Source organism: Amycolatopsis sp. NPDC004079 (assembly GCF_040610415.1).
GTDB lineage: Bacteria > Actinomycetota > Actinomycetes > Mycobacteriales > Pseudonocardiaceae > Amycolatopsis > Amycolatopsis halotolerans.
This window is the reverse complement of sequence record NZ_JBEXMH010000022.1, coordinates 92282-114887: the sequence shown is the minus strand read 5'-3', so window position 1 is coordinate 114887 and position 22606 is coordinate 92282. Positions and strand designations below refer to the sequence as shown.

The window sequence follows — 22606 nt, the reverse complement described above, 5'->3', positions numbered from 1 at the left end:
CGGCCCGCCCGGTCGGTGACTTTCGGCCTCCGGCTTCGGGCAGTCCGGCAGCGTCGCGGCGGCGGCCGGAAGCGGTTTCCTGAAGGGGCGACACCGTTCCCGAGAGAGGAGTGCGCAATGACCTCACTGTTGCCCGGTTCCCGGATGGCGCTGCCGAACATCGCCGCCTGGCTCGACCGGCCGTGGCCGTTCGCCGACCACAACCCGGTGCGGATCGAGGAGTTCACCGACGGCGGGACCTACACCGTCCGCGCCGAACTGCCGGGGTTCGACCCGGAGAAGCACATTTCCGTGACGACGCACGACGGCATGCTGACCGTCGAGGCGGACCGCGAGGAGCGCAAGCACCTCGACGGCCGCAGCGAATTCTCCTACGGCAAGTTCAGCCGCACGGTCCACCTGCCCGCCGGGGCGGTGACGGCGGAGGTGGCCGCGCGCTACACCGACGGCATCCTCGAGATCTCCATGCCGCTGGCCGGGCAGCCGCACGAGAAGCAGATCAAGATCGAGGTCGAGCAGGGCGACCGGTAGGTCCACTGTGGATAGACGGAGCGCGGATGACTGAGGCGTACCGAAACCGGCCGGAGGCGAGGAGCGGACCATGACCGCCGCGAACGAACGCGAGATCGTCGTCGGCGCGGACGGCTCGGCGGGCAGCGCCGCAGCAGTGCGGTGGGCGCTGTCCGAGGCGGCGGCGAGCGGCCGGACGGTCGCGGTGCTGCGCGCCTGGACCTTCGACCCGCTCGTGGACCTGGAGTCGGCGGTCGCGCGTTCGTACGAGGAGATCGCGTCCCGGTACCGGCACGAGCTGGACGCCACCGTCGCCAGAGCGTGTCCCGACGCGGCTCTCGCCAAGGTGCGGACCGGCGCGATCGACGGGGCGCCCGGCCCGGCGCTGGTCCGCGCGTCCGCGGGCGCGGCGATGCTGGTGCTGGGCAGCCACGGGCACAGCCGGGTGCTGCACCTGCTGGTCGGCTCGGTTTCCGAGTACTGCCTGCGGCAGGCGTACTGCCCGGTGGTCATCGTCCCCGCCCGCTCGGCCGAGGAACGCGGGCCGCTGCCGGACGCTCGCCCCGATCCCCTGCTGTGAGGAGCCCGAGATGAGGAGAACCCGCCAGGTCCGCGCGGTGATGACGCCCGACGTCGCCGTAGTCGAACCGTACCTGCCGGTCGAATCCGCCGTCGCCGTGCTGGAGCGGCGGGGCGTGCGCGGCGCGCCGGTGGTCGGCGAGGACGGCCGGGTTCTCGGCGTCGTCACGCGCGGCGATTTGGCGAGGCGGCGGTCCGGGCGTTGCTTCGGACGCCTCGCCTGGCGCGGAGCCGGTGCGGTGGCCGAGGTGATGTCGACGCCGCCGGTGACCGTCGGCGTGGACGACGACGTCGTGTGCGCGGTCCGGCGGATGAACGCCAGCCGGGTGCGCCGGCTGCCCGTGCTCGGCGTCGGCCGGAGGCTGGCCGGGATCGTCTCGCACGGCGACCTCGGGCGGGTTTTCCTGCGACCGGACGACGAGATCCGGGACGAGGTGCGCGACGAGGTCCTGGACCGGGAGCTGTGCGTCGACCCGGCGTCGCTGGACGTCGCGGTGCGCGACGGCGTCGTGTCGCTCACCGGCACGGTGGAGCGCCGCAGCGTCGTGCCGGTGATCCCGGTGCTGCTGGCGCTCGTCGGCCGCGTGGACGGCGTGGTGGCGGTGAAAGAGCATTTGCGGGTGGGAGTGGACGCCCGGATCGTCCTGGCCGACGAACCGGCCGCGGGCGCAGTGCCCGGGTGACCCCCGTTCCCCGTCGCCCGACGGGAAGAGCGGCCACTGTCCTTTGCGGACGGTGGCCGCTTCCCGTTCCGGGCGGCGATCGGCGACCGCGTCCGTCCGCCGCGGCACGGGGAACGGTCCGGCCCCCGCTCGGGACCCGGACCGGAGAGCACCCGCCTGACCGCTTCGCCGGAGATGCGCTTTCGTCCCTGTGGGAAGGGACTTCGGCCCCTGCTGGACCGCTCCCGGATAGGCCACCGTGGACCCGGTTGCCGGAACCGGCGGCGGGAAGGGGAGGCGGCGGTGTCCCGGAAGAAGCCCGGCAGCGCGGTGCTGGTCGGGGTCGACGAGTCGGAGGCCTCGCTCGCGGCGGTCCGCTGGGCAGCCGCCGAAGCGCTGCGCCGCGACTGCCTGCTGCAGCTGTTCCAAGCGGGAACCGCGGCGGCGGACCAGGAAGCGCGCGAACGGTTCGCCCGCGCGCACCGCTGGCTGAGCCGCGCCGCGCAGGTCGCGCAGGAGTCGGCGCCGGGAGTGGCGACCCAGCCGCTCGTCCGGGCCGGGCTGGCGGTCGATTTGCTCGTCGAGAGGTCGCGTTCGGTGTCGCTGGTGGTGCTCGGTTCGCACGGGCTCGGCGGGTTGCGCGGGGCGGCGATCGGCTCGGTCGCGTTGCGGGCGGCGGCGAGCACGCATTGCCCGGTGGTCGTCGTGCGCGGGCGCGCGGTGCGGGGCGGCGCGGTCGTGGTCGGGGTGGACACCGACGAGCGCGTCGGGGAATTCGCCTTCGAGGCCGCCGCGAACAGACAGGTGCCGCTCATCGCGGTGCACGCCTGGCGGTCCGAGGGGCCCGGCCGGGCCGCCGCGGAGGATCGCGCGCTGCGGGAGTGCACCGCGGCGTGGGCGGACAAGTACCCGGAGGTCTCGGTGCGGATCCGGGCGGTGCGCGAGCGTTCGCCGGGGCGGGCGCTGCTGGCCGTGGAGGGCGCGCAGTTGCTCGTGATCGGCAGCCGCGGCCGGGGTCCGGTCGCCGGCGGGCTGCTCGGGTCCACGGGGAACCGGCTGCTCGCGCACGCGGCGTGCCCGGTCGCCGTCGTCCGAGGGGCGTTCCGATGAGAGAACGAGGGAAAGCCTTGCGAGCACAGGACATCATGACCTGGCCGGTGGTCAGCGTCGGCCCGGGTTTCCCGGTCCAGGACGCCGTCGCGCTGCTGGCCGAACACGCCTTCGCGGCGCTGCCGGTAGTCGACCACGACAACCGGGTGCTCGGCCTTTTCACCGAAACGGACGCGTTGGCCGGCATCCGGACGGGCGATCCGGGACTGCGCGTGCGCACCGTCATGACCGCCCCGGTCGACCCGATAGACCTCGAAGCCGACCTCGCGACCATCGCCGTCCGCATGCTGGCCGACCGGATCCGCAGCGTCCCGGTGACCGACCGCGGCGAGCTGGCCGGGATCGTGAGCCGCCGGGACCTGCTCGCCCCGCTCGTCCGCCGGGACGACGCCATCGCGTCGCGGCTGCGCACGCTGCTGAGCGACTACGCCGGGCACCGGAACCACTGGGAGGTCTCGGTCGCGGGCGGGGCCGTCACGATCCGCGGCACGTTCTCCGACGAGGCCGAGCGGCGGCTCGTCAAAGCTCTCGCCCTGACCGCGGAAGGCGTTGTCGCGGTGGAACTTTCCCCGTCGCGGTGATCCGCCCGGACCGAGGAGGAAGCGATGCGCGCACAGCCCGGCGACTGGCTGGTGGTGAAGAGCGTCCGGGCGGAATTCCCGGACCAGCACGGCCGCATCGTCGCGGTCGGGACCCCGGACGGCGGCCCGCCGTTCACCGTCGCGTGGTTCCTCGGCGGCTACGTCTCGACGATCTACCCCGGCCCGGACGCGGTCGTGCTCACCGAGGCCGAGCGGAACGCCCCTGCGCCGAACGGCGGAGCGGCCCCGCGTCCCCGCCGCGCCGGGAACCGTCCCCGGCGCGGCACTGAGGACGTTGGTCCTTCGCGCCGGTGACTCCGGACCGGCGTGCCCGGTCCGCTCCGTCGCCTACTTTCGAGCCAGTACCAGGGAAAGGACGGGTCTGATGCGCGCACGCGATCTGATGTCCTCGCCTGCGGAGACGGTGCGTCCGTGGACCTCCGCCGACGAGGCCGCCGGGATTCTGGCCGAACGCGGCTTCCCCGCCTTGCCGGTCGTGGACGACGACGGACGGCTCGTCGGCATCGTCACCGAAGCCGACCTCGGCCGCGGCCGGGCCCAGGGACCGCCGCCGGCGGAACGGCGCCGTCCGTACCACCCCGGCGCGATCGAGACGACCGTCGGCGCGGTGATGACCTCGCCCGCCGCCGGGATGCCGCCGGGGGCCGACCTCGCCGACGTCTGCCGGGAGCTGGTGGACGCGCAGAGCCAGGCGATGCCGATCGTCGAGTCCTCCCGGGTCGTCGGGATCGTGACGCGCGGCGACGTGGTCCGCGTGCTCGCCCGCGCCGACACCGCGATCGCGGCGGACGTGCGGCACCGGCTCGAGGTCTACGGCGGGACCGGCCGCTGGAAAGTCGAGGTGCACGAAGGGATCGTGCGCATCACCGATCGGTACGACGACGAAACCGACCGCGACGTCGCGACGCTGCTGGCGCTCGCGGTGCCCGGCGTGGTGGGCGCGGGCCCGGCGAGCGACGGGACGGGCAGATGACCGGCCGGAACCGCACGGTCCTCGTCGGGATCGGCGGATGGGACGGCGCGGCCGAAGCGGTCCGGTGGGCCGCCCGGCTCGCCGCGGGCCGCGACCTCGAACTGGAGCTCGTGCACTGCCTGCAGACCGCGGTGCCCGCCGGATTCGCCGGGCCCGGCCCGCTTTTCGAGGACGCGCCGTCCGACGGCGGGCTCCTCGCGCCCGTCGGGGAGGACCTGGCGGCCGACGCGCTCCGCGTCCGCAACGAGGTCTACACCGATTCCGCGCCCGCTCTGCTGATCGACCGGTCCCGGGACGCCCGGATGGTCGTGCTCGGCCGCACCGGGACCGACGGGTTCACCGGCATGCTGGCCGGCGCGGCGACCGCGGCGGTCGTGAGCAACGCGGGCTGCCCGGTGGCGGTGGTCCGCGGCCGCCGCGGCGACGGCCCGGTCCCGCCCGACGGGCCGGTCGCGGTCGGCGTCGACACCAGCCCGAACAGCGAGGCGGCGATCGCGGCGGCGTTCGAGGAGGCCAGTTTCCGGCGGGTCCCGCTGGTCGCGGTGCACGCCTGGGCCGACGTCGTCTGCGACGCGATCGAGCGCACCGCGCGTCCGGTGCCGGAACGGGAAACCCGCCGCCAGCCGGTCGAGGAGCGGCTGCTCGCGCACCGGCTCGACGGCTGGCAGGAGAAGTACCCCGACGTCGAGGTGCACCGGAAGCTGGTCCGCGACCGGCCGCGGCAGGTGCTGCTCGACGAGTCGGAGCGGGCCCAGCTGATGGTCGTCGGCAGCCGCGGCCGGGGCGGGTTCGCCGGGATGCAGCTCGGGTCGACCGCCCAGGCGCTGATCCACCACGCCTCGTGCCCGGTCCTCGTGGTGCGGCCGGAGGCGCGGCGCTGACCGGCCCGCCGGCCTCCCGGACGCCTGGCGAAAGGACAACAGCCGCGCGAATCCGAAAAATGCCCGGACGGAGCAACCGGGGAATTCCGCCTCGGCCGCTTCGATGATCAGGACTTCCGCCGGAGGAACCATTCCGCCGCTGTTCGCGCCCGCCCGCCAGTGCGGGCCGACCACGCCGTTCGACCTTGTGGCGCACCGCCGGATGCACCGCGGCCGCCGGGCGGGCACGGCGATCGCGAAGGCCCGGCCCGGCACGTTCACGACGCTTTTCCCGCACGATTTCCCCGTGAACAGAGAACCTGGCACGCCCGTTTTCCCGTGCAGCGCCGGAAATCGCCGCCGGTCCCTTTTCGCGCGCTTGACGGCCCCTCGCACGAGCCGCAAGACTGATTTCCCAGTGGCGCCGCGCGGACGGGACGGCGGCGCCGGACGGGCAGGAGCCGGGGTGAACCAGCGGGACACACCCGAAGAACCGAGGCTGACGTTCCCCGATCAGCCGAGGATGGAACTGGACCAGCTCCTCGGCGAGCTGGTGGAGCGCGCACAGGAGGTCATCAGCACGCAGGGCAGGCTGCGCGGGCTGCTGCGCGCGACCCAGTCCATCACCGGCAGCCTCGCGCTGCCCGCGCTGCTGCGCCGGCTCGTGGAGTCCGCGTGCGAACTGGTCGGGGCGCGGTACGCGGCGCTGGGGGTGATCGGGCCGGACGGGCGGCTGTCGGAATTCGTGCACACCGGGATGGACGCCGAGGCGGTCGCGCGGATCGGCCGGCTGCCGGAGGGAAAGGGCCTGCTCGGCGCGGTCGTCGAGGACCCGCGCCCGGTGCGGCTGGACCGGCTGCAGGACGATCCCCGCTCGACCGGGTTCCCCGAGGGGCATCCGCCGATGACGAGCTTCCTCGGCGTCCCGGTCCGGGTGCGCGGCGAGGTTTTCGGCGACCTCTACCTCGCCGACGCCGAACAGGGCCGGTTCAGCGAGGAGGACGAGCAGCTGGCGCTCGCGCTCGCCGCGGCGGCGGGCAGCGCGATCGAGAACGCGCGGCTGTACGAGACCGCGCGGAACCAGCAGGAATGGCTGCGCGCGTCCGCGGCGGTCACCCGGGAACTGCTGTCGGCGGACCTCGGCGATCCGCTGGGCCGTGTCGTGGACTACGCGCGGGCGCTCGCGTCCGCGGACCTGGTTTCGGTCACCCGCAGGGCGGAGCGGGAGGGCTACCTCTTCGTCGAACGCGCGGTCGGGGCGGGCGCGGAGCAGCTGGCGGGCCGGGAACTGCTCACCGAGTCCACTGTGGCCGGCACGGTTTTCGCCAGCGGCGAGCCGAGGATCGGTTCGTGGCCGGACGAGCTGTCGCGGCTGTCGGTGCCGTCCGTGCTGAGCCTGAACCTCGATTCGGTGATGCTGGTGCCGCTCGCCGGGAACGGGACGGTGGCCGGGGTGCTGACCGTCTCCCGCCTGGCCGGGCGCCCGGCGTTCACCGCCGACGACCTGGAGATCGCGGCCTGGTTCGCCGACCAGGCGGCGGTGGCGCTCGAACTGGCGCAGGCGCGGGCCGAACGCGAGGACGCCGCGCTGCACGACGAACGGGACCGGATCGCGGCGCGGCTGCACAGCGAGATCCTGAACCGGCTCTACGCCACCGGACTGTCGCTGCAGACCACGGCCGGGCTCGCCAAGTCGGCGGTGGTCGCGACCCGGCTGCGCGAGACGATCGCCGACCTGGACGACGTGATCAATCACGTGCAGCAGACCGTTTTCCGGCTCGACGACGTCGTGGCGCCCGGCCCGGAGCCGATCCGCGACCAGGTGCTGCGGGTGCTCGCGCAGGCACGGGAGGAACTGGGGCTGGCGGTGTCCACGCAGCTGACCGGGAAACTCGACCCGGTGCCCTCGGACGTCGTGGTACCGCTGCTCGCCGACGCGTTGCGGCTGGTCGCCCGGCACGCCTCGGCCGACTCGGTGGAGGTCGAAATCCAGGCGGAAGAGGCGCGGACGACGGTGACCGTCCGGTACGAGGGCTCGGGCGACCTCGCCGTGTCCGCCGCGCCCGGGCTGGCCGCGCTGGCGGAGCAGGCCAGCCGCCGCGGCGGGACGCTGACCGTGGCGGGCGGTTCCCGGCTGAGCTGGTCCGTGCCGGTGAAAACCCAGTCGCCGCCGGGGGAATGAGGACTTCCGGCGCCGCCGGGGCGCGGCCGGCCGCCGTACCCTCGACACTCTCGACGCACGAACCAGCCCTAGGTGGGAGAAGGACCGATGCTGCGGGTATTCCTGGTGGACGATCACGAGGTGGTCCGGCGCGGGGTCGCCGACCTGCTGGAGGAGGACCCGGAGATCGCCGTGGTCGGCCAGGCGGGCGACGTTTCGCAGGCGCTGGCGCGGATTCCGGCGCTGCGCCCGGACGTCGCGGTGCTCGACGTGCGGCTGCCCGACGGCAACGGCATCGAGCTGGCCCGCGAACTGCGGTCGTGGTCGCCGGACCTGAAATGCCTGATGCTGACCTCCTACACCGACGAACAGGCGATGCTCGACGCGGTGCTGGCCGGAGCGGCCGGGTACGTGATCAAGGACATCAAGGGCCTGGACCTGATCTCGGCGGTCCGGGACGTCGGCGCGGGAAAGTCGCTGCTGGACGCGCACGCGGCGGCCGCGCTGATGGCGAAACTGCGCGACAGCGCGGAAAAACAGCGGGGCCCGTTGTCGCAACTGTCCGAACAGGAGCGCACCCTGCTGGGGCTGATCGGCGAGGGGCTGACGAACCGGCAGATCTCCGAACGGATGTTCCTGGCGGAGAAAACGGTGAAAAACTACGTGTCGCGGCTGTTGACGAAGCTCGGCATGGAGCGGCGCACGCAGGCGGCGGTGCTGGCGACGGAACTGCGGGGACGTCCGCGTCGGCCGGGTTAGACGCTGAGCGGGGACGGCGTGACGAGAACGTCCTCCAGCGCCCGTCGCGGAGTCCGCGGCACCGGGGCGCCGTAGCCGAGCCGGAGGACGATCTGCGGCCAGAGCCCGCCGCCGAGCAAATCGCGGAGTCTGGTGCGGATCGCGGGCACTTCGACCGGCTGGGAGATGAACGAGGCGTCGATTCCGCGGGCGGTGGCGGTCAGCAGGACGCGTTGCATCGCCTGCCCGGCGCGAAGCCGGTCGATCGCCAGGTCCGCGAACGTCCCGATCACGACGACCAGCGGAGCCGCGCCCGGGGCGCGCGAGCCGCCGCCGTAGTCGCGCAGGACCCAGGTGTCGTCGGCGGTCACGGCGCCTCCCGCGGCGAACGGGACGCCGTCGCGCCGGTTGCGGCCGCGGCCGGTCCAGCGCTGCCATTCGGACCGGAAGGCCGGGTCCTCCGTCTGGAGCCGGTGGCTTTCGCGGATCAGTTCCTTGAGCCCGGCGAGCTGGTCCGCGTCGAGCCGCGGCAGCCAGGCGTGTTCGACCTCGGCCGCGTGCCGCAGCGCGCCCAGCGCCCCGCCAGGCACGGGTTTCGCGGTGAACGGCGTGCGGTTGGTGTGCCGCAGCGGGATGGCCTCGGCCAGGGACGCGAGCTTGCGGTCGGTCGCGGCGGCGGCCCGCGGGCGCACGAGGGCGAGCAGGTCGGGATCGCCGCGGCGGGGGAGGTAGCTGATGGCCGGGTGCACCCCGGTCGCGTGGATCGCGGCGCGCAGGTTGAACAGCGCCGCCCCGCAGGAAAGCAGCAGTTCGCGCCGGTCCGGGTCGGCGACGGGCAGCGTGCGGTCGGCGTCGGCGTGCACCTCGATGCCCGTCGGGCCGACGCTGAACAGCCAGGGCTGGGTGTTGTGCGTGGACGGGGCGAGAGTCGCGCTGCGCAGCACCGACACCACCTGTTCGGCGCTGAGCAGGCCGGACGGCGCCACCTGAAGGGTCATCCTTCTCCCCGGGACCGCGAAACGCGGGACACTGTGTCGTGCGTGGTTCTTCGCTTCAGCATGCGTGCGCCGGGCGGGGGCGCACAGGGGCGAAAGTCATCTGTCTGAGAACGCCGAGCGCCGAAAGCGGGTCTGATGCCGGAAACCGGAAAGCTGTCCGGAACCCTGTCGCAGTTGCGGCTGCGGGAGACGCTGCGCGATCTTCAGGAGCGCATCGAGCTCTTGATCGGCACCCGCGACAAAATGGACGGCCTGCTCGAGGCGGTGCTGGCGGTCGCGTCGGGGCTGGAACTGGACGCGACGCTGCGCCGGATCGTGCGGGCCGCGGTGGAACTCGGCGAGGCGCACTACGGCGCGCTGGGCGTGCTCGGCGACGACGGCGCGCTGGCCGAGTTCGTGTACCGGGGCATCGACGCCGAGACACGGGAGCGGATCGGGCACCTTCCGGAGGGGCACGGGCTGCTCGGGCTCGTGATCGACGACGCGAAACCGTTGCGGCTGACCGAGATCTCGGCACATCCCGCGTCGGTCGGCTTCCCGGCGAACCATCCGCCGATGCACTCGTTCCTCGGCGTCCCGGTGCGCGTGCGCGACGAGGTGTTCGGCAATCTCTACCTCACCGAGAAGAAAGACGGGGCGGAATTCACCGACGACGACGAGGTGATCGTGCAGGCGCTGGCCGCCGCGGCCGGGATCGCGATCGAGAACGCGCACCTCTACGAGCAGACCCGGCTGCGGCAGCGCTGGCTCGGCGCGACCAGCGAGGTGACCACGGAACTGCTCGGCGGCACGGATCCGGTCGACGCGCTGGAGCTGATCGCGGGCCGCGCGCTGGAGCTGACCGGCTCCGACATCACGATGCTCGCGCTGCCCGGCACGGGTCGGCTCGACGTCGACGAGGACCGGGACGCCGAGCCCGCCGAGCTGACCGTCACCGTGTGCGCGGGCGGCGGCGCCGACCTGACCGGGAGCCGGATGCCCGTCGCCGGGACGGTGCCGGGCGCGGTGTTCCAGGACCGGACCCCGCGCCGGATGGCCGAGCTGAAGCTGTTCGCCGACCGCGGCCGGGGTCCGGCGCTGGTGGTGCCGCTGCGCGCGGGCGACCACACCTCCGGAGTGCTGATCGCCCTGCGGGACCCGGGATCCGCCCTGTTCGAGACCGCGCAGCTGCCGGTGCTCGCGTCGTTCGCCGACCAGGCCGCGCTGGCGCTGCAGCTCGCGTCGCAGCAGCGGGCGGCGCGGGAGCGCGACGTGCTGTCCGACCGCGACCGGATCGCCAGGGACCTGCACGACCACGTGATCCAGCGGCTGTTCGCGGTCGGGCTCGCGATGCAGAGCACGCAGCGCCGGACGAAAACGCCGGAGCTGCAGCGGCGGCTGCAGGAGAGCATCGACCAGATGCACGAGATCGTGCGCGAGATCCGCACCGCGATCTTCGACCTCCACGGCGGGGCGGCGGGCAACGTCCGGCTGCGGCACCGGCTGCACGACGCGATCGCGGAACTCACCGACGACGCGCCGCTGCACCCGACGGTCAGCATGGCGGGCCCGCTCGACGCGATTCCCGCCCAGCTCGCCGAGCACGTGGAAGCGGTCGTGCGGGAGGCGGTCAGCAACGCGGTCCGGCACGCGGGCGCGTCGGCGCTGTCGGTTTCCGTAGCGGTCCGCGACGACGTGGTGCGGATTTCGGTGACCGACGACGGAACGGGGCTGCCGGAGGACGTTTCCCCGAGCGGGCTGGGGAATCTGCGGGAGCGCGCGGAGTCGGCGGGCGGGGAGTTCGCGCTCGGGACGCGTCCGGGCGGGGGCGTGCGGCTGGACTGGTCGGCGCCGCTGAGCTGACGGCAGTCCTGGCCCGCGGTGCCGGAGGACGGAGGGGTTTGCCGGGAAGCCAGGGGAATCCGCGGCGAGGTTCAGGCGCGGAGCGCGTCCGGGCGGTGGTCCCCGGACCGGCTGGCCGGGATCGTCGCGCTGAGCTGGTTCAGTTCGGCATCGACGTCGATCACGACCGCCTCCAGCAGTTCCTGGGAAAGGTCGCACAAGGCCCGTCCGGCGGCGAGGTAACCGGCCACGTGCGTGAGCCCGCGACCTTCGGCCGCGCTGTGCGCGAGGCCCATGCCGGAGTATTCGTCCCCGTCGTCGGTCCGCAGCACCGCCCGGGCGCGGGTGTAGTGCGCGGTCCGGTCGAACGCGATGGCGAGTGTCCACTGCTGCGGGGTCTCGGTCATGTCAGCTCCGTTCCAGGTTCACCGTCGCAGGCCCCGCCGGGGAAGGAAAGGGCCGGAAGTCCTCTGCGCGCCTTCGTATTCCGCCGCGGGGACCAGCCGTTTTTCACGCCAGTGCCGATCGTGCTGCGCCGGGCGCGGGCCGGGATAGGGCCGGAGGTCACCGCCGCCCCGGCGGACGTCCGCGGCTCGGTGCCGTTCCCGCGCGGCAGATCGCGCGGCTTGAAGGTCCACTGTGGACTATTGGCGGGCCGGCAACGGCCGCTTCCCCGCTGTCCATTGCGGACGGTCGGGCCCGGCGAGGCCGCTTCGGCGGAAAGCGGGGCCGGGGGTAAGCTGGAAAAGCCGTCCGGCGGCGGTGCGGAACTCGGTTGGTTCTGGACTCGGGAAGGCGGTGAACCAGGCAGTGACCGGAGTGGGGGATTTCGCGGAATCCCTGGCCGCCTTGCTTTCGGAGCTGCTGGTCGCGCTGCGCGAAGGCCGCGACGTGACGGCTCCGCTGGCGCAGGTGTGCCGGTCGATCGTGGATTCGATGCCGGTCGACGGCGCCGCCGTTTCGCTGATGGTCGACGGAAAACACCGTGCGCTCGTGCTGGCCAGCGATCCGGTGATCGAGCACCTCGACTCGCTGCAGTTCAGCCTGGGCGAGGGCCCGTCCTTCGAGGCGTACGAGACCGGAAGGCCGGTGCTGGTGCCGGACCTCTCGCAGCGGCTTCCCGCGTCGTGGCCGGTGTTCGCCACCGAAGCGGGGGCCGCCGGGTTTTCCGGCATATTCGCGTTTCCGCTGCGGCGCGGGGCCGCCAGGATCGGTGCGGTGGACACCTACCGGCGCGCGGCCGGCTGGCTCACCGACGACGAACTCGGGACCATCCTGCGCGGAATCGACCTCGTGACCAGCGCGTTGCTGGCCGTGGCGACAGCGGGCGTTTCCGGGGAACCCGGGAACAACGTCGTCAGCGGGCTGGTCCGGGACCGGGCCACGGTGCACCAGGCCACCGGGATCGTGATCGCGGAGTTCGGGATTCCCGCCGGACAGGCACTTGCCCGGTTGCGGGCGTACGCGTACTCCGAAGACAAGTTGCTCGACGAGGTCGCGCGCGACATCGTCGAGCGCCGGCTGCACCCGAGGGAGATCGAGCGGTGAAGCCGGACACGACGCTGGGTTCCCCGCGAGGCGGGCGTGCGAACGCCGCCGGGGAGTGGAAGACGAAGGAGAGACACCGATGAGCGACGGGTTCGCCGGCACGGTCACGCCGTCCAGCGAGAACGATCTGTTGCGGGCGTTCGTGGACATGGCCGACACGCTGGTCGACGAATACGACGTGGCCGACATGCTGCACCGGCTCGCGAAATACTGCGTCGCGCTGCTCGGGGCCTCGGCCGCCGGGCTGCTGCTCGCGGATCAGCGGGGCGGCCTCGAGGTGGTCGCCTCGTCGGACGAGAGCAGCCGGATGCTGGAGCTGCTGCAGCTGCAGACCGAGCAGGGGCCGTGCCTGGACGCCTATCACAGCGGCGAGCCGGTGGTGGTCGAAGACCTGGTCGCGCAGGCCGCGCGGTGGCCGGGTTTCGTGCCGGAGGCGACCAGCGCCGGGATCCGTTCCGTGCACGCGATGCCGATGCGGTTGCGCAGGCAGGTGATCGGCACGCTGAACCTGTTCGGCCGCGGCCGGAGCCCGCTGACCGGGTCGGCGCTGAGCGTGGCCCGCGCGCTGGCGGACATCGCCACGATCGGGATCCTGCAGGAGCGCGCGATCCGGCGCGGCGAGCTGCTGACCGAGCAGTTGCAGCACGCGCTGAACAGCCGCGTCGTCATCGAGCAGGCGAAGGGCGTGCTGGCGCACGCGGGAGGGCTGGAGATGGAGGTGGCGTTCGACCGGCTCCGGGCCTACAGCCGCGGGCACAACCAGCGGCTCAGCGAAGTGGCCGAAGCGGTCGCGCGCAACGAACTCCGGCCGGACGAGATTCTCGGCGAGAGCGCCGCGGACTGACCCCGCCGGGCACGCCGCGTCACCCGGCGTGCTCGGGATTCCACCCGTAATGACGGTAACGGCCCCGCTCTGTGCACCGCCATGCTGAGCGGAAAGGCCGCGGAAGCCCTAACGGACGTCTTGGCAAGGCCCGCGAGCCGCCGTTACTGTGGGTTTCCCGGAAGGGGTCCCGACGGGGATCCCGCCTGGGAACGTGCAGATGCCCCGTGCCCTGGCCCCCGGCTTTCTGACATCTGCGACATGGAACCCGTGCCGATAGTCCGGAGTGCCTGATGTCGCTTCCGTCCCCCGAAGCAGTTTTCCGTACCCGGCGCAGGAAAACGTGCGAGCGCTGCGGCGAGCAGATCCCGCCCGGGAAACTGCAGACCGCGCTCGTCCCCGATTCCTCGCGCGTCGATCCCGCCGATTTCGCCGGTCACGGCCAGCGGCTCGTCTACGCCTGCGGCGACGAGCACATGGCCCAGCTAGTCGAGAAGGCCCGGAGCGACTGGGTCGACGAGCAGTGGTGGTTCGGCCTGCTGTGCCAGGCCAGCCGGTCCGCGGGGCAGGCGTCGCTGCCCGAACTCGCGCGCCACGCCCGGCTGTCCGACGGGCAGCTCAACGCGGCGCTGCAGTGGAACGCCGCCGCCGACCATCCGCTGCGCTGCCTGCCGGGCGGGCAATCCTGCTGACCGCGGCCTGATTCGCGCGCTCGCCGCTCGCAGCGTCCGCGCGGGTGCTTCGCTGTGCCCGGTGCGGCGCCCGGCGAACCGGACGGTCCAGCTGATCAGCAGCACCACGATCAGGAGACCGGCCGCGGACGCGACGAGCCCGCCCGCGTGCGAGAGCCAGCCGAGGAGCATTCCCAGCATTCCCGCCGCGGCGGCGGTGAACAGTTTTCGCCGTAGGTCAGGCTTGCGGAAAAAGCTCCCCGGACGGATCGCGCACACCAGGACCGCGCCGGCCGCGAGGGCCGATACCAAGGCGAACAGCCGCGCGGGCAGTGCCGGGCTGAGTGCGCACAACAGGAACACGCAGCTGCAGGCGAGACGCCATTCGATTCGAGCGGACACGGCACACCTCGGTTTGTCGGGCCTTGTCTTCGAGGTGCTGCCCACGGTAGGTACGCGCCGTTCCCGGCGGGCAGGGCCGGAGGACCCGATTCGGAGGGCCTCTCGAGCGGCGGGAGGCCCGAATCGGACAAAAAGCGGCCCGGGTCTCGGTTCGATACGCATATTCCCGCGGAATTCGTCCTCGGCGCTGTCGGATTAACCGCACTCGACAGCCGGACCCGCGACGGGCTCGCGGGACGCGGTCAGGCGGCGGAATCTCCGATCCCTGACAAAGACCATTCTGCCCGGGAATTTGACAGTTCCCGCGCGACCGAACGGAGGTTGTGCCTTTTCCCGCCGCGCCCAGACTGGAGTGCGGCGGGAACGCGCGGTCCGCGGGCGTTCTCGTGGCGGTGGCCGGGAAAACGGCCACCGGTGAGGTCGAGCCCATGCCGGCAGGTCGCCTGTTCGGTGCGTGGATGCCGCTCGTCGTGTCCCGCGTCCGCCGTCGCGCTCTCCCGGCCAGGCAGGAGCGAAGGAGGACGGATGAGACTTGACGGGAAGGCAGGCGTCGCGCTGGCGGCGGTCGCCCTCGTGGCGTCGTCGCTGGCCGGTTCGGCGTCCGTGGCGGGCGGCCGGGCCGAGGCCGCCCCGCCGCCGGCGCCGGCGTGCTCGCCCGGCACGACGGTGCCGACCGACGACGGCCCGGTGTGCGGGATCGCCGGCCCGGACGTCCGGTCGTGGGAAGGAATCCGGTTCGGCGCGCCGCCGGTGGACAATTTGCGCTGGGCGCCGCCGCAGCGGCCGGCGAAGTGGACCAAGCCGTTCGCCGCGACCGCGCCGGGCAACGCCTGCCCGCAGCCGGCCGGCCTCGGCCCGGGTTCGGAGACCGAGGACTGCCTGAACCTGAACGTCCGCGTGCCCGCCAACCCGGGGCACGGGAAGCTGCCGGTCATGGTGCAGCTGCACGGCGGCGGGTTCCTGTTGCTGCAGGCGCAGAACGCGAGCCGGCTCGTGACCGAGGGGCACGTGATCAGCGTCGAGGTCAACTACCGGCTCGGGATTTTCGGGTTCCTGGCGCACCAGGCGTTCGGCGAGCACGCGGGCGACTACGGGCTGCAGGACCAGCAGGCCGCGCTGCGCTGGGTGCAGCGCAACATCGCGAAGTTCGGCGGAGATCCGCACAACGTCACGATCTACGGCGCTTCCGCGGGCGGGTCGAGCGTCTGCGACCACACCGCGTCGCCGACCGCGGCGGGCTTGTTCCAGCGCGGCATCAGCCAGAACGGCGAGTACAACTCGTTGCTGGGCACCGACATCCAGTGGCAGCCGCAGGACTGCAAGGCGGATCTGCCCGACGAGGAGCAGGCCCAGCAGGCCGGAGCGCGGTTCGCGAAAGCGCTGGGCTGCCAGGACAATGCCGGTGCGTGCTTGCGCAAGGTGCCCGTGGCGACGCTGTTGAAACAGGCGGGCAACGGGATGAAACCGGACAGCGGCACGATCGCGCCGATCGTGAACGGGACGACGCTGCCGCTGTCTCCGGGCGAGGCGTTCGCCAAGGGCCGGGTCAACAAGGTGGCGCTGATGCACGGCGTGGCCCGCGACGAGGTCCAGCTGCCGTCGGCCTCGACGGCGGAGGACTACCGCAAACTGGTGGCGCAGCAGTACGGCGAGCACGCCAAGGAAGTCAGCGAACTGTACCCGCTGAAACGTTTCCCGAACCCGGCCCCGTTCCTCGCCTTCCGGACCATCGTGGCCGACTCCAACTCGGTCTGCCCCGCGGTCCTGAACGACGAACGGCTGTCGCGCCACATCCCGGTCTTCGCCTACGAGATGGACGACACCGACGTGCCGCCCGCGTTCTTCCTGGACCCGACCAAGCCGAACGGCGCGTACCACGTGGCGGAGGGGATGCTGTTGACGCCGCCGCCGGGAATCAAGCTGACCCCCAACCAAAAGGTGCTGTCCGACCAGTTGGTGGCCCAGTGGACCGGCTTCGCCCGCACCGGAAACCCGACCGTGGACGGCACTCCGCGCTGGGATCCCTTCACCGAACACAACCCGGTGGTGATGTCCTTGAACGCGGCCGGGGACAGCCAGCTCACCACTGAAATCCCGCGCCAGCACCGGTGCGACGGCCTCTGGAACCCTCTGTCCCCATTCATCCAGCACCGATGACCCGCCAGCGCCAGCAGAGTTTCCTCCCGCCCTAATCCCAAAAACCCGACCACAACGCGGGATCGCGTCGGCGTGCGGAGGGGCAGTGTGCACGGCCCCCGGGCCGGGCGCACTGCCCCTCCGCACGCCGACTTAAAGGCGATCCCGCCCGCGACGACGGAGTCGGCGCCATCAAACTCGGCAACACTGTCCGGGCCGCGATCCGGCTGGTGGTGTTCGTGGCGCTGTCTTTCAGCGAGTCGGGATAGGTGACCGGCGGATTGGGACTCGTCCGGTAGCCGAGGTACTTGCTGGCGCTGGTGCCGTTGTACCCAGTGCACACCAACGTGATCAACCACTGCCGCCGCGCCGTAAGGCCCGCCAACAGCTTCGGCTTCAACATGGCATTCCGGTTCCAGCTTGGCGATCACGATGTTGCTGCCGTCGCGAACCGTCGCGAGCAGGCCGGTCCCGCTGAACCCGGCCCGGCTGCGCGCGACCTGCGCGATCGGCGCGACCGCGTGGAGTGCGAAGCCGAGCTGGTCCACCGCCGATTTGTCGGTGATCGCGGACAGCTGGCTGTCGATCAGGTTCACGCAGTACGAGCTGTCCCTGGCATACGCCTGCAGCGTGTCCGGAGTGAACCGTTCGATGTCGGCGAAGTCGTCGACCGCGCTGTGCGCGCAGGCCTTGGCCTGGGTGATCGCGACCTGGTCGATGTGGTTGATGAGCTCGGTTTTGGCGGTGCTGATGGCGTCGAGGATGGCCCTGGTCGCGTCCTCGATCGAGCGTTTGTTGCCGAAGAAGTCCTTGAGGACCGAGTAGGCGGTCTGCGCCCAGGTGACGATGGTTCCGATGACCTGCGGCCGGGCGGTCGCGTTCGCCGGGGCGGCCCCGGTTCCGGCGAGCAGGGCGAGGGCCAGCGCGATCGCGGTCGCGCGGTGTGCCCACTGTCTTCGCATGTGTGCTCCTCTGTCGGGAATGGCGAAACGACCGGTGGTTCATCACCGGTCGTTCGCGGGGAATGGCCGCCCCGTACCGCGGTGGCCGGCCGAGATTATTGGACCGGTGCCCGCGTGTTGATCGCAATCCTTCGTTCGGCGCAAACCCCTTGCGGCGTCCGCGAAAGCTTGAGCAAAGACATAAGGCAGAACTGGTTTAGCCGTTTTCGCCCTTGTGTTCCCGATGCGGCTCGACGACGTTCCGGAATTGCGTTCAGGGGCGGCCGCCTTCGAGGTGGATCGTTTCGCCGGTGAGGAATTCGGCTTGCAGCATCCAGAGCACCGTGTCGGTCACGTCGGCGACCGTGCCGGTGCGGCCGACGAGGGTTCGCTGCGCGGCGTTGGCGAGGAAGTCCGCCTTGGCATCGCCCTTGGCGTCCCAGGCCCCGGAGTCGATGATCCCCGGCGACAGCGCGTTGACGCGGACCGGTGCGAGTTCGGCGGCGAGGTGCCGCGCGGCGAACGAGGCCGCACCGTTGGTCACGCCTGTCACGACGCTCCCGCGCGCCGGACGCCAGCCGACCTGGCCGGAGAACAGCAGCAGCGACCGCCGGATCGTGAAGTGCTTCGCGAGCAGCAAGGGGCCGATGACCTTGGCGGTGAAGGCGTCGACGGTCTTGTCCCGGTCGAGTTCGCGGACCGGCGCCGCGTGGGGTGCCGCGGCCGTGTTGACGAGGTGATCGACCTCCCCGAGTTCGGCGGCCGCGGCGGCGATGGTCGACTCGTCGCGCAGGTCGATGTGCAATCCGCCGGGACGGTGGGACGCGACGTGCACCTTCGCGCCCTCGGCGGTCGCGGCGTCGGCGATCGCCGTGCCCAGGTGCCGTCCGCCCAGCACCAGCACTGTGTGCCCGGCCAGCCCGTTGCCCATGGTCCTTCTCCGTTTCGTCGGTTGTCGTGGCCGAAGTAGGCTATGGAAAAGTAACCAGGTACTTCAACGTAACCGGAACCGGAGGAATCGCCGTGGGCTACAACGTCATGTCCGCGACCTGCCCGTCGCGGGTGGTGCTGCACCGGATCGGGGCGCGGTGGACGGTCTTCGTGGTCAACGCGCTCGAGGACGGCCCGCTGCGCTTCACCGTCCTGGCGGAGAAGATTCAGGGCGTCACCCCGAAAGTCCTCACCGAGACGCTGCGCGCGATGGAGGAGGACGGCCTGCTCGCCCGCGTCGACTACGCGGAACAGCCGCCCCGCGTCGAGTACGGGCTCACCGGCCTCGGCCGGTCTCTGCTCGGGCCGCTGCGCGCGGTCCGCGAATGGGCGGAAACCCATGTCCCCGAGATCCTCGAAGCCCGCGAACGCGCCCACTCGGCGCGGCAGGACTGAGACGGCTAATTTCCCCCTGGCCGGGCCGCTTTTTGGGTAGGCCGTACCCATGCGCCGCCGGCCCGCCGCGTGGCAGGCTGCGACCCATGTCGCGAGCGGGGTCCGAACCGTCCGGCGCGCAAGGGGGCGCCCGGTGCTTCCGGCCTGCGGTACAGCCGCTGGTGAGCGCCGCGTCGAGACAGCTGCGCGCCGCCGTGCCCGATGCTGACGCGGCCGAGCTCGCCGCCGTCGGCCAGGGAATGGAGGACTGGCTCAGCGACCGTCTGTGCGCCGCCTCGGCCCGGACGCTCGTCGCCAGCCTCACGTCGTTCGACTCCTTCGTGGCCAGCGACCCGCTGCCGGACGTCCTGGCCCAGCACCCGGGCCTGGCCGAGCTTCTCGACGCTCTCACGCGCAACGCCGTCTCCGCCGCTTCGGAACTGCTGACCCGGTTCGACCAGGACCGCGCCCTGGTGGCCGGTTTCCTCGGCGGCGATCCAGGACGGGTCATGGCGGTGGCGTTCGGCCGCGGCGACGCTCATTGCGGAGGCCGGACCGTCAGCGAACTCAGCTTCGCCTCCGGTGCCCGGCTGATCTACCGCCCGTGCCCGGTCGGCCTGCACGCGCGCTGGAACGACCTGCTTGCCGAGCTTGCCCCGCTTCTCGGCGGTCTCGCCCCTGGCCGGGCGGAGGTGCTGGAACGCCCCGGATACGGCTGGGTCGAGTTCATCCACGCCCGCCCCGCCGCTGATGTCGGCCAGTTCTACCGTCGGCTGGGCGCGCAACTCGCGCTGCTGCACGTTCTCGGCGCCACCGACATCCACGCGGAGAACGTCGTGGCGGCTGGCGACTGTCCGGTCGTGGTGGACGTCGAAACGCTCTTCCAGCCCCGCTGGACCCCGCACACCGACGGCGGTTCCGATCCAGCTCTGACGACGCTGGAAACCTCTGTCCTGAACACCTTTGTCTTGCCCCGCCCGGTATTCGGCCCTTACGGCCGCCTTGACCTTTCGGCGTTCGGCGGCCGTCCGGGCCGGTTCCCGCACGACCTGCCCGCATGGGCCGACGCGGGTACCGACCGGATGCGCCTGGTCCGCGGCCCCGCCCCGTACGCCGGCGGCCGGAACCTCCCGGCCCCCGACGTCGATCCGGCGGCCCACAGCAGCGCTTTCCTGGACGGCTTCCGTACTGCTTACCGGTCGCTCGCCGGAGACACCTTGCTCCGCGGCCTGGACCGGTTCGCGGATGCCGAGTTGCGGATCGTTCCCCGGGCGAGCGAGTGGTACGCGGACTTGCTGCGTGAATCGACGGAACCGGCGTTCCTGCGCGAGATCGACGGCCGCGCGAAGGCGTTCGCTCCGCTCGACGACGTCACCGCGTACCCGCACTTCGCCCGCTTCGCCGACGCGTCCCGGGCCGATCTGCTGGCGGGGGACATCCCGTACTTCGCCGCAACAGTGGGCGGACGAGAGGTCTGGACCACTGCCGGTACCCGGCTCCCGGACGTCCTGGAAACCGACGGCCTGTCCGCGGCGCGGGCCCGGATCGCCAGCCTGGGGGAGCAGGACCTTCGCGCGCAGCTGTGGTTCGTCGAGGCCTCTCTCGCCACGATGACGCCCTTCGCCGGACACCGCCTGGTACCCGGTGCCGCGGCTGGTCTCGAGGTGCCCGATCCGGCGCGCCTGCTTCAGCTGGCCGTGGACATCGGCGACGACCTGCTGCGGCGGGGGAGTGCCGATGCGGTGCGGATCAACTGGCCTTCGCTGGAGATCGCCGAGGACGGCGACTGGTGCGTCCGGCAGATGGGCGCTTCGCTGGGCAGCGGGTATTGCGGGGTGGCGCTGTTTCTCGCTGAGCTGGGGAAAATCAGCGGACAGGACCGTTTCCTCGACGCTGCGGCCCGGACGGTCCGGCCCCTGCCGGGGCTGGTCGAGTTGCTGGACGGCTACGCGTCGCTGGCGTCGGGCGTCGGGCCGGGCGCGTTCACCGGGCTGGGCGGAATCGCCTACACGGTCGCCCGGTTGGCCGACTTGCTGGCGGATTCCACGTTCGACATCCCGGCGGCCTTGCGCGCGACCGCCGCTGCCGCCCGAGCTTCCGAAGCGGCGGACGTTGCCGACGGTCTGGCCGGGGCCGTACTAGCTGTCTCGGCGGTGGCGGCTGACACTGGCCTGCCGGAAGCGGGTGCGCTCGTCGAGGAACTGGGTGCGCGGCTGGCTTCGCTTTCTCCTTTGCCTGGCGGGGGATTCCTTTTCGGCCGAGCTGGGGTGACGCACGCTCTTCGGCTGGCCGGCCGTGCTCCGACCGGCGGCGAAGCTCCGGCGACCGGGCTCGGCTGGTGCTCCGGCCTGGCCGGTCTCGTCCTCGCTTCTCCTTCTCCCCGCCTGGTCGACCGTTTTCGCGCCGCGCTGGAACAACGGCCCCCTTCGCCGGATCATTCGCTGTGCCACGGAGAACTCGGGGTCCTCGACGCGGCCAGGTCCGTCGGCGCACCGGTCCGGCTCCCGCACGGACTCGCCTGCGGAACCCCGGGCGCGGTCCCGACGCCAGGCCTGCTGCACGGCCTGTCCGGCATCGGCCACGGCCTGCTGCGGCTGGGTTTCGCCGACCGGGTCCCGGCGCTGTCCCTCCTGGAACCGGCCGCCGGGGCGGTTCCCGAACATCACTAGGAAATCCCATCGGAAAGGAGAACCGGAAATGCACGAGGACGTCCAGCCCGCACCGGAAGCCGAGGAGGACGCCGCCGAGGCCGAACAGGCCGTGCCCGCCTGGCGGCGGCAGTGGGTGCGCTCGGCGGTGCTGACCGGAATGACCGTGGGCGCGGTCGCTGTGGTCGCACTGGCGGGAGACCCGAGCACAGTCGCCGGGATGAGCTGAGACGGACAGCTCCGGCGGCGAAGGCGCTGGCTGGGCTGGTCTGGCGGTGGCGCGGAGAGGCTGACTGGATAGGCCTGGCAGTGGCGCGAAGGGGCTGATTGGGCCGGTCTGGCGGCGGCGCGAAGGGGCTGGCTGGGCCGGTCTGGCGGCGGCGCGGAGAGGCTGACCGGACAGGCCTGGCAGCAGCGCGAGGACCGGGCGGGGGTTCGGTGGGTGGCCGGGTGTCCCTTGTGGACGCTCGGCCATCCCAACGCGCCGGGACGGCGATTCGGTCCGGCGCGGCGGACTGGCACGTCACCGCCGAGCGGCCGGAGAGGGGATTCGGCTGGCGGAGCGTGACCGTTCCCCGGCGCTCGCCGGGCTTGATCCGCTGCGGCGAACCTGCGCGGCCGGAGAGCGATCGGCAGCGCTAGCCGGCAAGCCGGTTACCCATCCGCTCCCCGCGCGACGACAGCGCGCACAAGCCCCGCCATCCCCGCCGAAACAGCCTCCACCGCAGCGACGCTCCCCGGACCGAGCCCGTGCCGCTCGGCGAGCCACTCGGCGTCGTTGTAGGTCAGCCAGGTCCGGCCGGACGAATCCTCCCAAGCGAGAGCCTTCATCGGCAGGTCGAGGCCGCTCGTCTGCCGATCGAGCATCAACGGCGTCCCGCCCCGGGGATGGCCGAAGATCAGCAGTTCCGTCGGCCGGAGTGCCGTCCCGGCATTGGCCGCGTGGTCGATCCGCGCGAAAACGAGCAGACCGGCCTCGGCAACAGCAGCCTCCAGCCGGTCGATGGTCTCCCGGACCGACCAAGCGCTGGCAGCCGTGAGCATCCCGCAGCCAGTCA

The 22606-nt window shown here is 72.2% G+C and carries 23 protein-coding genes; 19 read left to right on the top strand and 4 right to left on the bottom strand.

What is annotated here, in order from left to right:
* The first annotated feature begins 117 nt into the window (after nt 1-117).
* The 10 genes from ABZX37_RS23310 (at nt 118) to ABZX37_RS23265 (ending at nt 8216) form a co-directional block, all read left to right on the top strand.
* The gene (locus ABZX37_RS23310) at nt 118-531 is read left to right on the top strand and encodes an Hsp20/alpha crystallin family protein (protein WP_354742711.1); all 414 of its coding nucleotides are present in this window, start codon (nt 118-120) and stop codon (nt 529-531) included.
* 70 nt (nt 532-601) lie between these two features.
* Nucleotides 602-1090: a universal stress protein gene (locus ABZX37_RS23305; protein WP_354742709.1), complete on the top strand. Its 489-nt coding sequence runs from the start codon at nt 602-604 to the stop codon at nt 1088-1090.
* A 10-nt stretch (nt 1091-1100) separates the two neighbouring features.
* On the top strand, nt 1101-1772 hold the full coding sequence (locus ABZX37_RS23300) for a CBS domain-containing protein (RefSeq protein WP_354742707.1): 672 nt from the start codon (nt 1101-1103) through the stop codon (nt 1770-1772).
* A 282-nt stretch (nt 1773-2054) separates the two neighbouring features.
* Nucleotides 2055-2861, top strand: coding sequence for a universal stress protein (locus ABZX37_RS23295; RefSeq protein WP_354742705.1), 807 nt, complete (start codon nt 2055-2057; stop codon nt 2859-2861).
* Nucleotides 2858-3442: a CBS domain-containing protein gene (locus ABZX37_RS23290; RefSeq protein WP_354742703.1), complete on the top strand. Its 585-nt coding sequence runs from the start codon at nt 2858-2860 to the stop codon at nt 3440-3442. The genes ABZX37_RS23295 and ABZX37_RS23290 overlap by 4 nt, the downstream gene beginning before the upstream one ends.
* Nucleotides 3443-3466: 24 nt before the next feature.
* The gene (locus tag ABZX37_RS23285; RefSeq protein ID WP_354742701.1) at nt 3467-3757 is read left to right on the top strand and encodes a DUF1918 domain-containing protein; all 291 of its coding nucleotides are present in this window, start codon (nt 3467-3469) and stop codon (nt 3755-3757) included.
* 70 nt (nt 3758-3827) lie between these two features.
* Nucleotides 3828-4436 carry a CBS domain-containing protein gene (locus ABZX37_RS23280; RefSeq protein WP_354742699.1) on the top strand — a complete coding sequence of 203 codons (609 nt, stop codon included), beginning with the start codon at nt 3828-3830 and terminating at the stop codon, nt 4434-4436.
* Nucleotides 4433-5317 (top strand): universal stress protein, encoded by an 885-nt coding sequence (locus tag ABZX37_RS23275; RefSeq protein ID WP_354742697.1) that lies wholly within the window; start codon nt 4433-4435, stop codon nt 5315-5317. The genes ABZX37_RS23280 and ABZX37_RS23275 overlap by 4 nt, the downstream gene beginning before the upstream one ends.
* Before the next feature lie 445 nt (nt 5318-5762).
* Nucleotides 5763-7478, top strand: coding sequence for a GAF domain-containing protein (locus ABZX37_RS23270; RefSeq protein ID WP_354742695.1), 1716 nt, complete (start codon nt 5763-5765; stop codon nt 7476-7478).
* 87 nt (nt 7479-7565) lie between these two features.
* Nucleotides 7566-8216: a response regulator transcription factor gene (locus ABZX37_RS23265; protein WP_354742693.1), complete on the top strand. Its 651-nt coding sequence runs from the start codon at nt 7566-7568 to the stop codon at nt 8214-8216.
* Here the strand turns inward: ABZX37_RS23265 and ABZX37_RS23260 are convergent.
* Nucleotides 8213-9193 carry a hypothetical protein gene (locus ABZX37_RS23260; RefSeq protein WP_354742691.1) on the bottom strand — a complete coding sequence of 327 codons (981 nt, stop codon included), beginning with the start codon at nt 9191-9193 and terminating at the stop codon, nt 8213-8215. The two genes, ABZX37_RS23265 and ABZX37_RS23260, sit on opposite strands and share 4 nt — an antisense overlap.
* A 135-nt stretch (nt 9194-9328) precedes the next feature.
* Here ABZX37_RS23260 and ABZX37_RS23255 point away from each other — a divergent pair, with 135 nt between their 5' ends.
* Entirely contained in the window at nt 9329-11035 is a 1707-nt protein-coding gene (locus ABZX37_RS23255; protein ID WP_354742689.1) for a GAF domain-containing protein, read from the top strand.
* Nucleotides 11036-11106: 71 nt separating this feature from the next.
* On the opposite strand, the gene ABZX37_RS23250 is transcribed toward ABZX37_RS23255, so the two are convergent.
* A complete protein-coding gene (locus tag ABZX37_RS23250) occupies nt 11107-11421 on the bottom strand; it encodes a dsRBD fold-containing protein (RefSeq protein ID WP_354742687.1) in 315 nt (104 codons plus the stop codon).
* Nucleotides 11422-11812: 391 nt separating this feature from the next.
* Here ABZX37_RS23250 and ABZX37_RS23245 point away from each other — a divergent pair, with 391 nt between their 5' ends.
* From ABZX37_RS23245 to ABZX37_RS23225, 5 genes are all read left to right on the top strand, one after another.
* Complete coding sequence (locus ABZX37_RS23245; RefSeq protein ID WP_354742685.1) at nt 11813-12562, top strand: GAF and ANTAR domain-containing protein; 750 nt, start codon at nt 11813-11815, stop codon at nt 12560-12562.
* 79 nt (nt 12563-12641) lie between these two features.
* Complete coding sequence (locus ABZX37_RS23240) at nt 12642-13406, top strand: GAF and ANTAR domain-containing protein (protein WP_354742683.1); 765 nt, start codon at nt 12642-12644, stop codon at nt 13404-13406.
* 272 nt (nt 13407-13678) lie between these two features.
* Nucleotides 13679-14077 carry a hypothetical protein gene (locus ABZX37_RS23235; protein ID WP_354742681.1) on the top strand — a complete coding sequence of 133 codons (399 nt, stop codon included), beginning with the start codon at nt 13679-13681 and terminating at the stop codon, nt 14075-14077.
* Between the two features lie 906 nt (nt 14078-14983).
* Nucleotides 14984-16615: a carboxylesterase family protein gene (locus ABZX37_RS23230; RefSeq protein ID WP_354742679.1), complete on the top strand. Its 1632-nt coding sequence runs from the start codon at nt 14984-14986 to the stop codon at nt 16613-16615.
* Nucleotides 16616-17014: 399 nt separating this feature from the next.
* Nucleotides 17015-17419 carry a hypothetical protein gene (locus tag ABZX37_RS23225; RefSeq protein WP_354742677.1) on the top strand — a complete coding sequence of 135 codons (405 nt, stop codon included), beginning with the start codon at nt 17015-17017 and terminating at the stop codon, nt 17417-17419.
* Nucleotides 17420-17809: 390 nt separating this feature from the next.
* On the opposite strand, the gene ABZX37_RS23220 is transcribed toward ABZX37_RS23225, so the two are convergent.
* The gene (locus ABZX37_RS23220) at nt 17810-18466 is read right to left on the bottom strand and encodes an SDR family oxidoreductase (RefSeq protein WP_354742675.1); all 657 of its coding nucleotides are present in this window, start codon (nt 18464-18466) and stop codon (nt 17810-17812) included.
* 86 nt (nt 18467-18552) lie between these two features.
* Between ABZX37_RS23220 and ABZX37_RS23215 the strand changes: the two genes are divergently transcribed.
* From ABZX37_RS23215 to ABZX37_RS23205, 3 genes are all read left to right on the top strand, one after another.
* Nucleotides 18553-18921 (top strand): helix-turn-helix domain-containing protein, encoded by a 369-nt coding sequence (locus ABZX37_RS23215; RefSeq protein WP_354742749.1) that lies wholly within the window; start codon nt 18553-18555, stop codon nt 18919-18921.
* Nucleotides 18922-19007: 86 nt separating this feature from the next.
* A complete protein-coding gene (locus ABZX37_RS23210) occupies nt 19008-21569 on the top strand; it encodes a type 2 lanthipeptide synthetase LanM family protein (RefSeq protein ID WP_354742673.1) in 2562 nt (853 codons plus the stop codon).
* Between the two features lie 28 nt (nt 21570-21597).
* Nucleotides 21598-21777 carry a hypothetical protein gene (locus ABZX37_RS23205; protein WP_354742671.1) on the top strand — a complete coding sequence of 60 codons (180 nt, stop codon included), beginning with the start codon at nt 21598-21600 and terminating at the stop codon, nt 21775-21777.
* A gap of 425 nt (nt 21778-22202) precedes the next feature.
* On the opposite strand, the gene ABZX37_RS23200 is transcribed toward ABZX37_RS23205, so the two are convergent.
* Nucleotides 22203-22592 carry a DUF302 domain-containing protein gene (locus ABZX37_RS23200; RefSeq protein ID WP_354742669.1) on the bottom strand — a complete coding sequence of 130 codons (390 nt, stop codon included), beginning with the start codon at nt 22590-22592 and terminating at the stop codon, nt 22203-22205.
* Between the last annotated feature and the right edge of the window lie 14 nt (nt 22593-22606).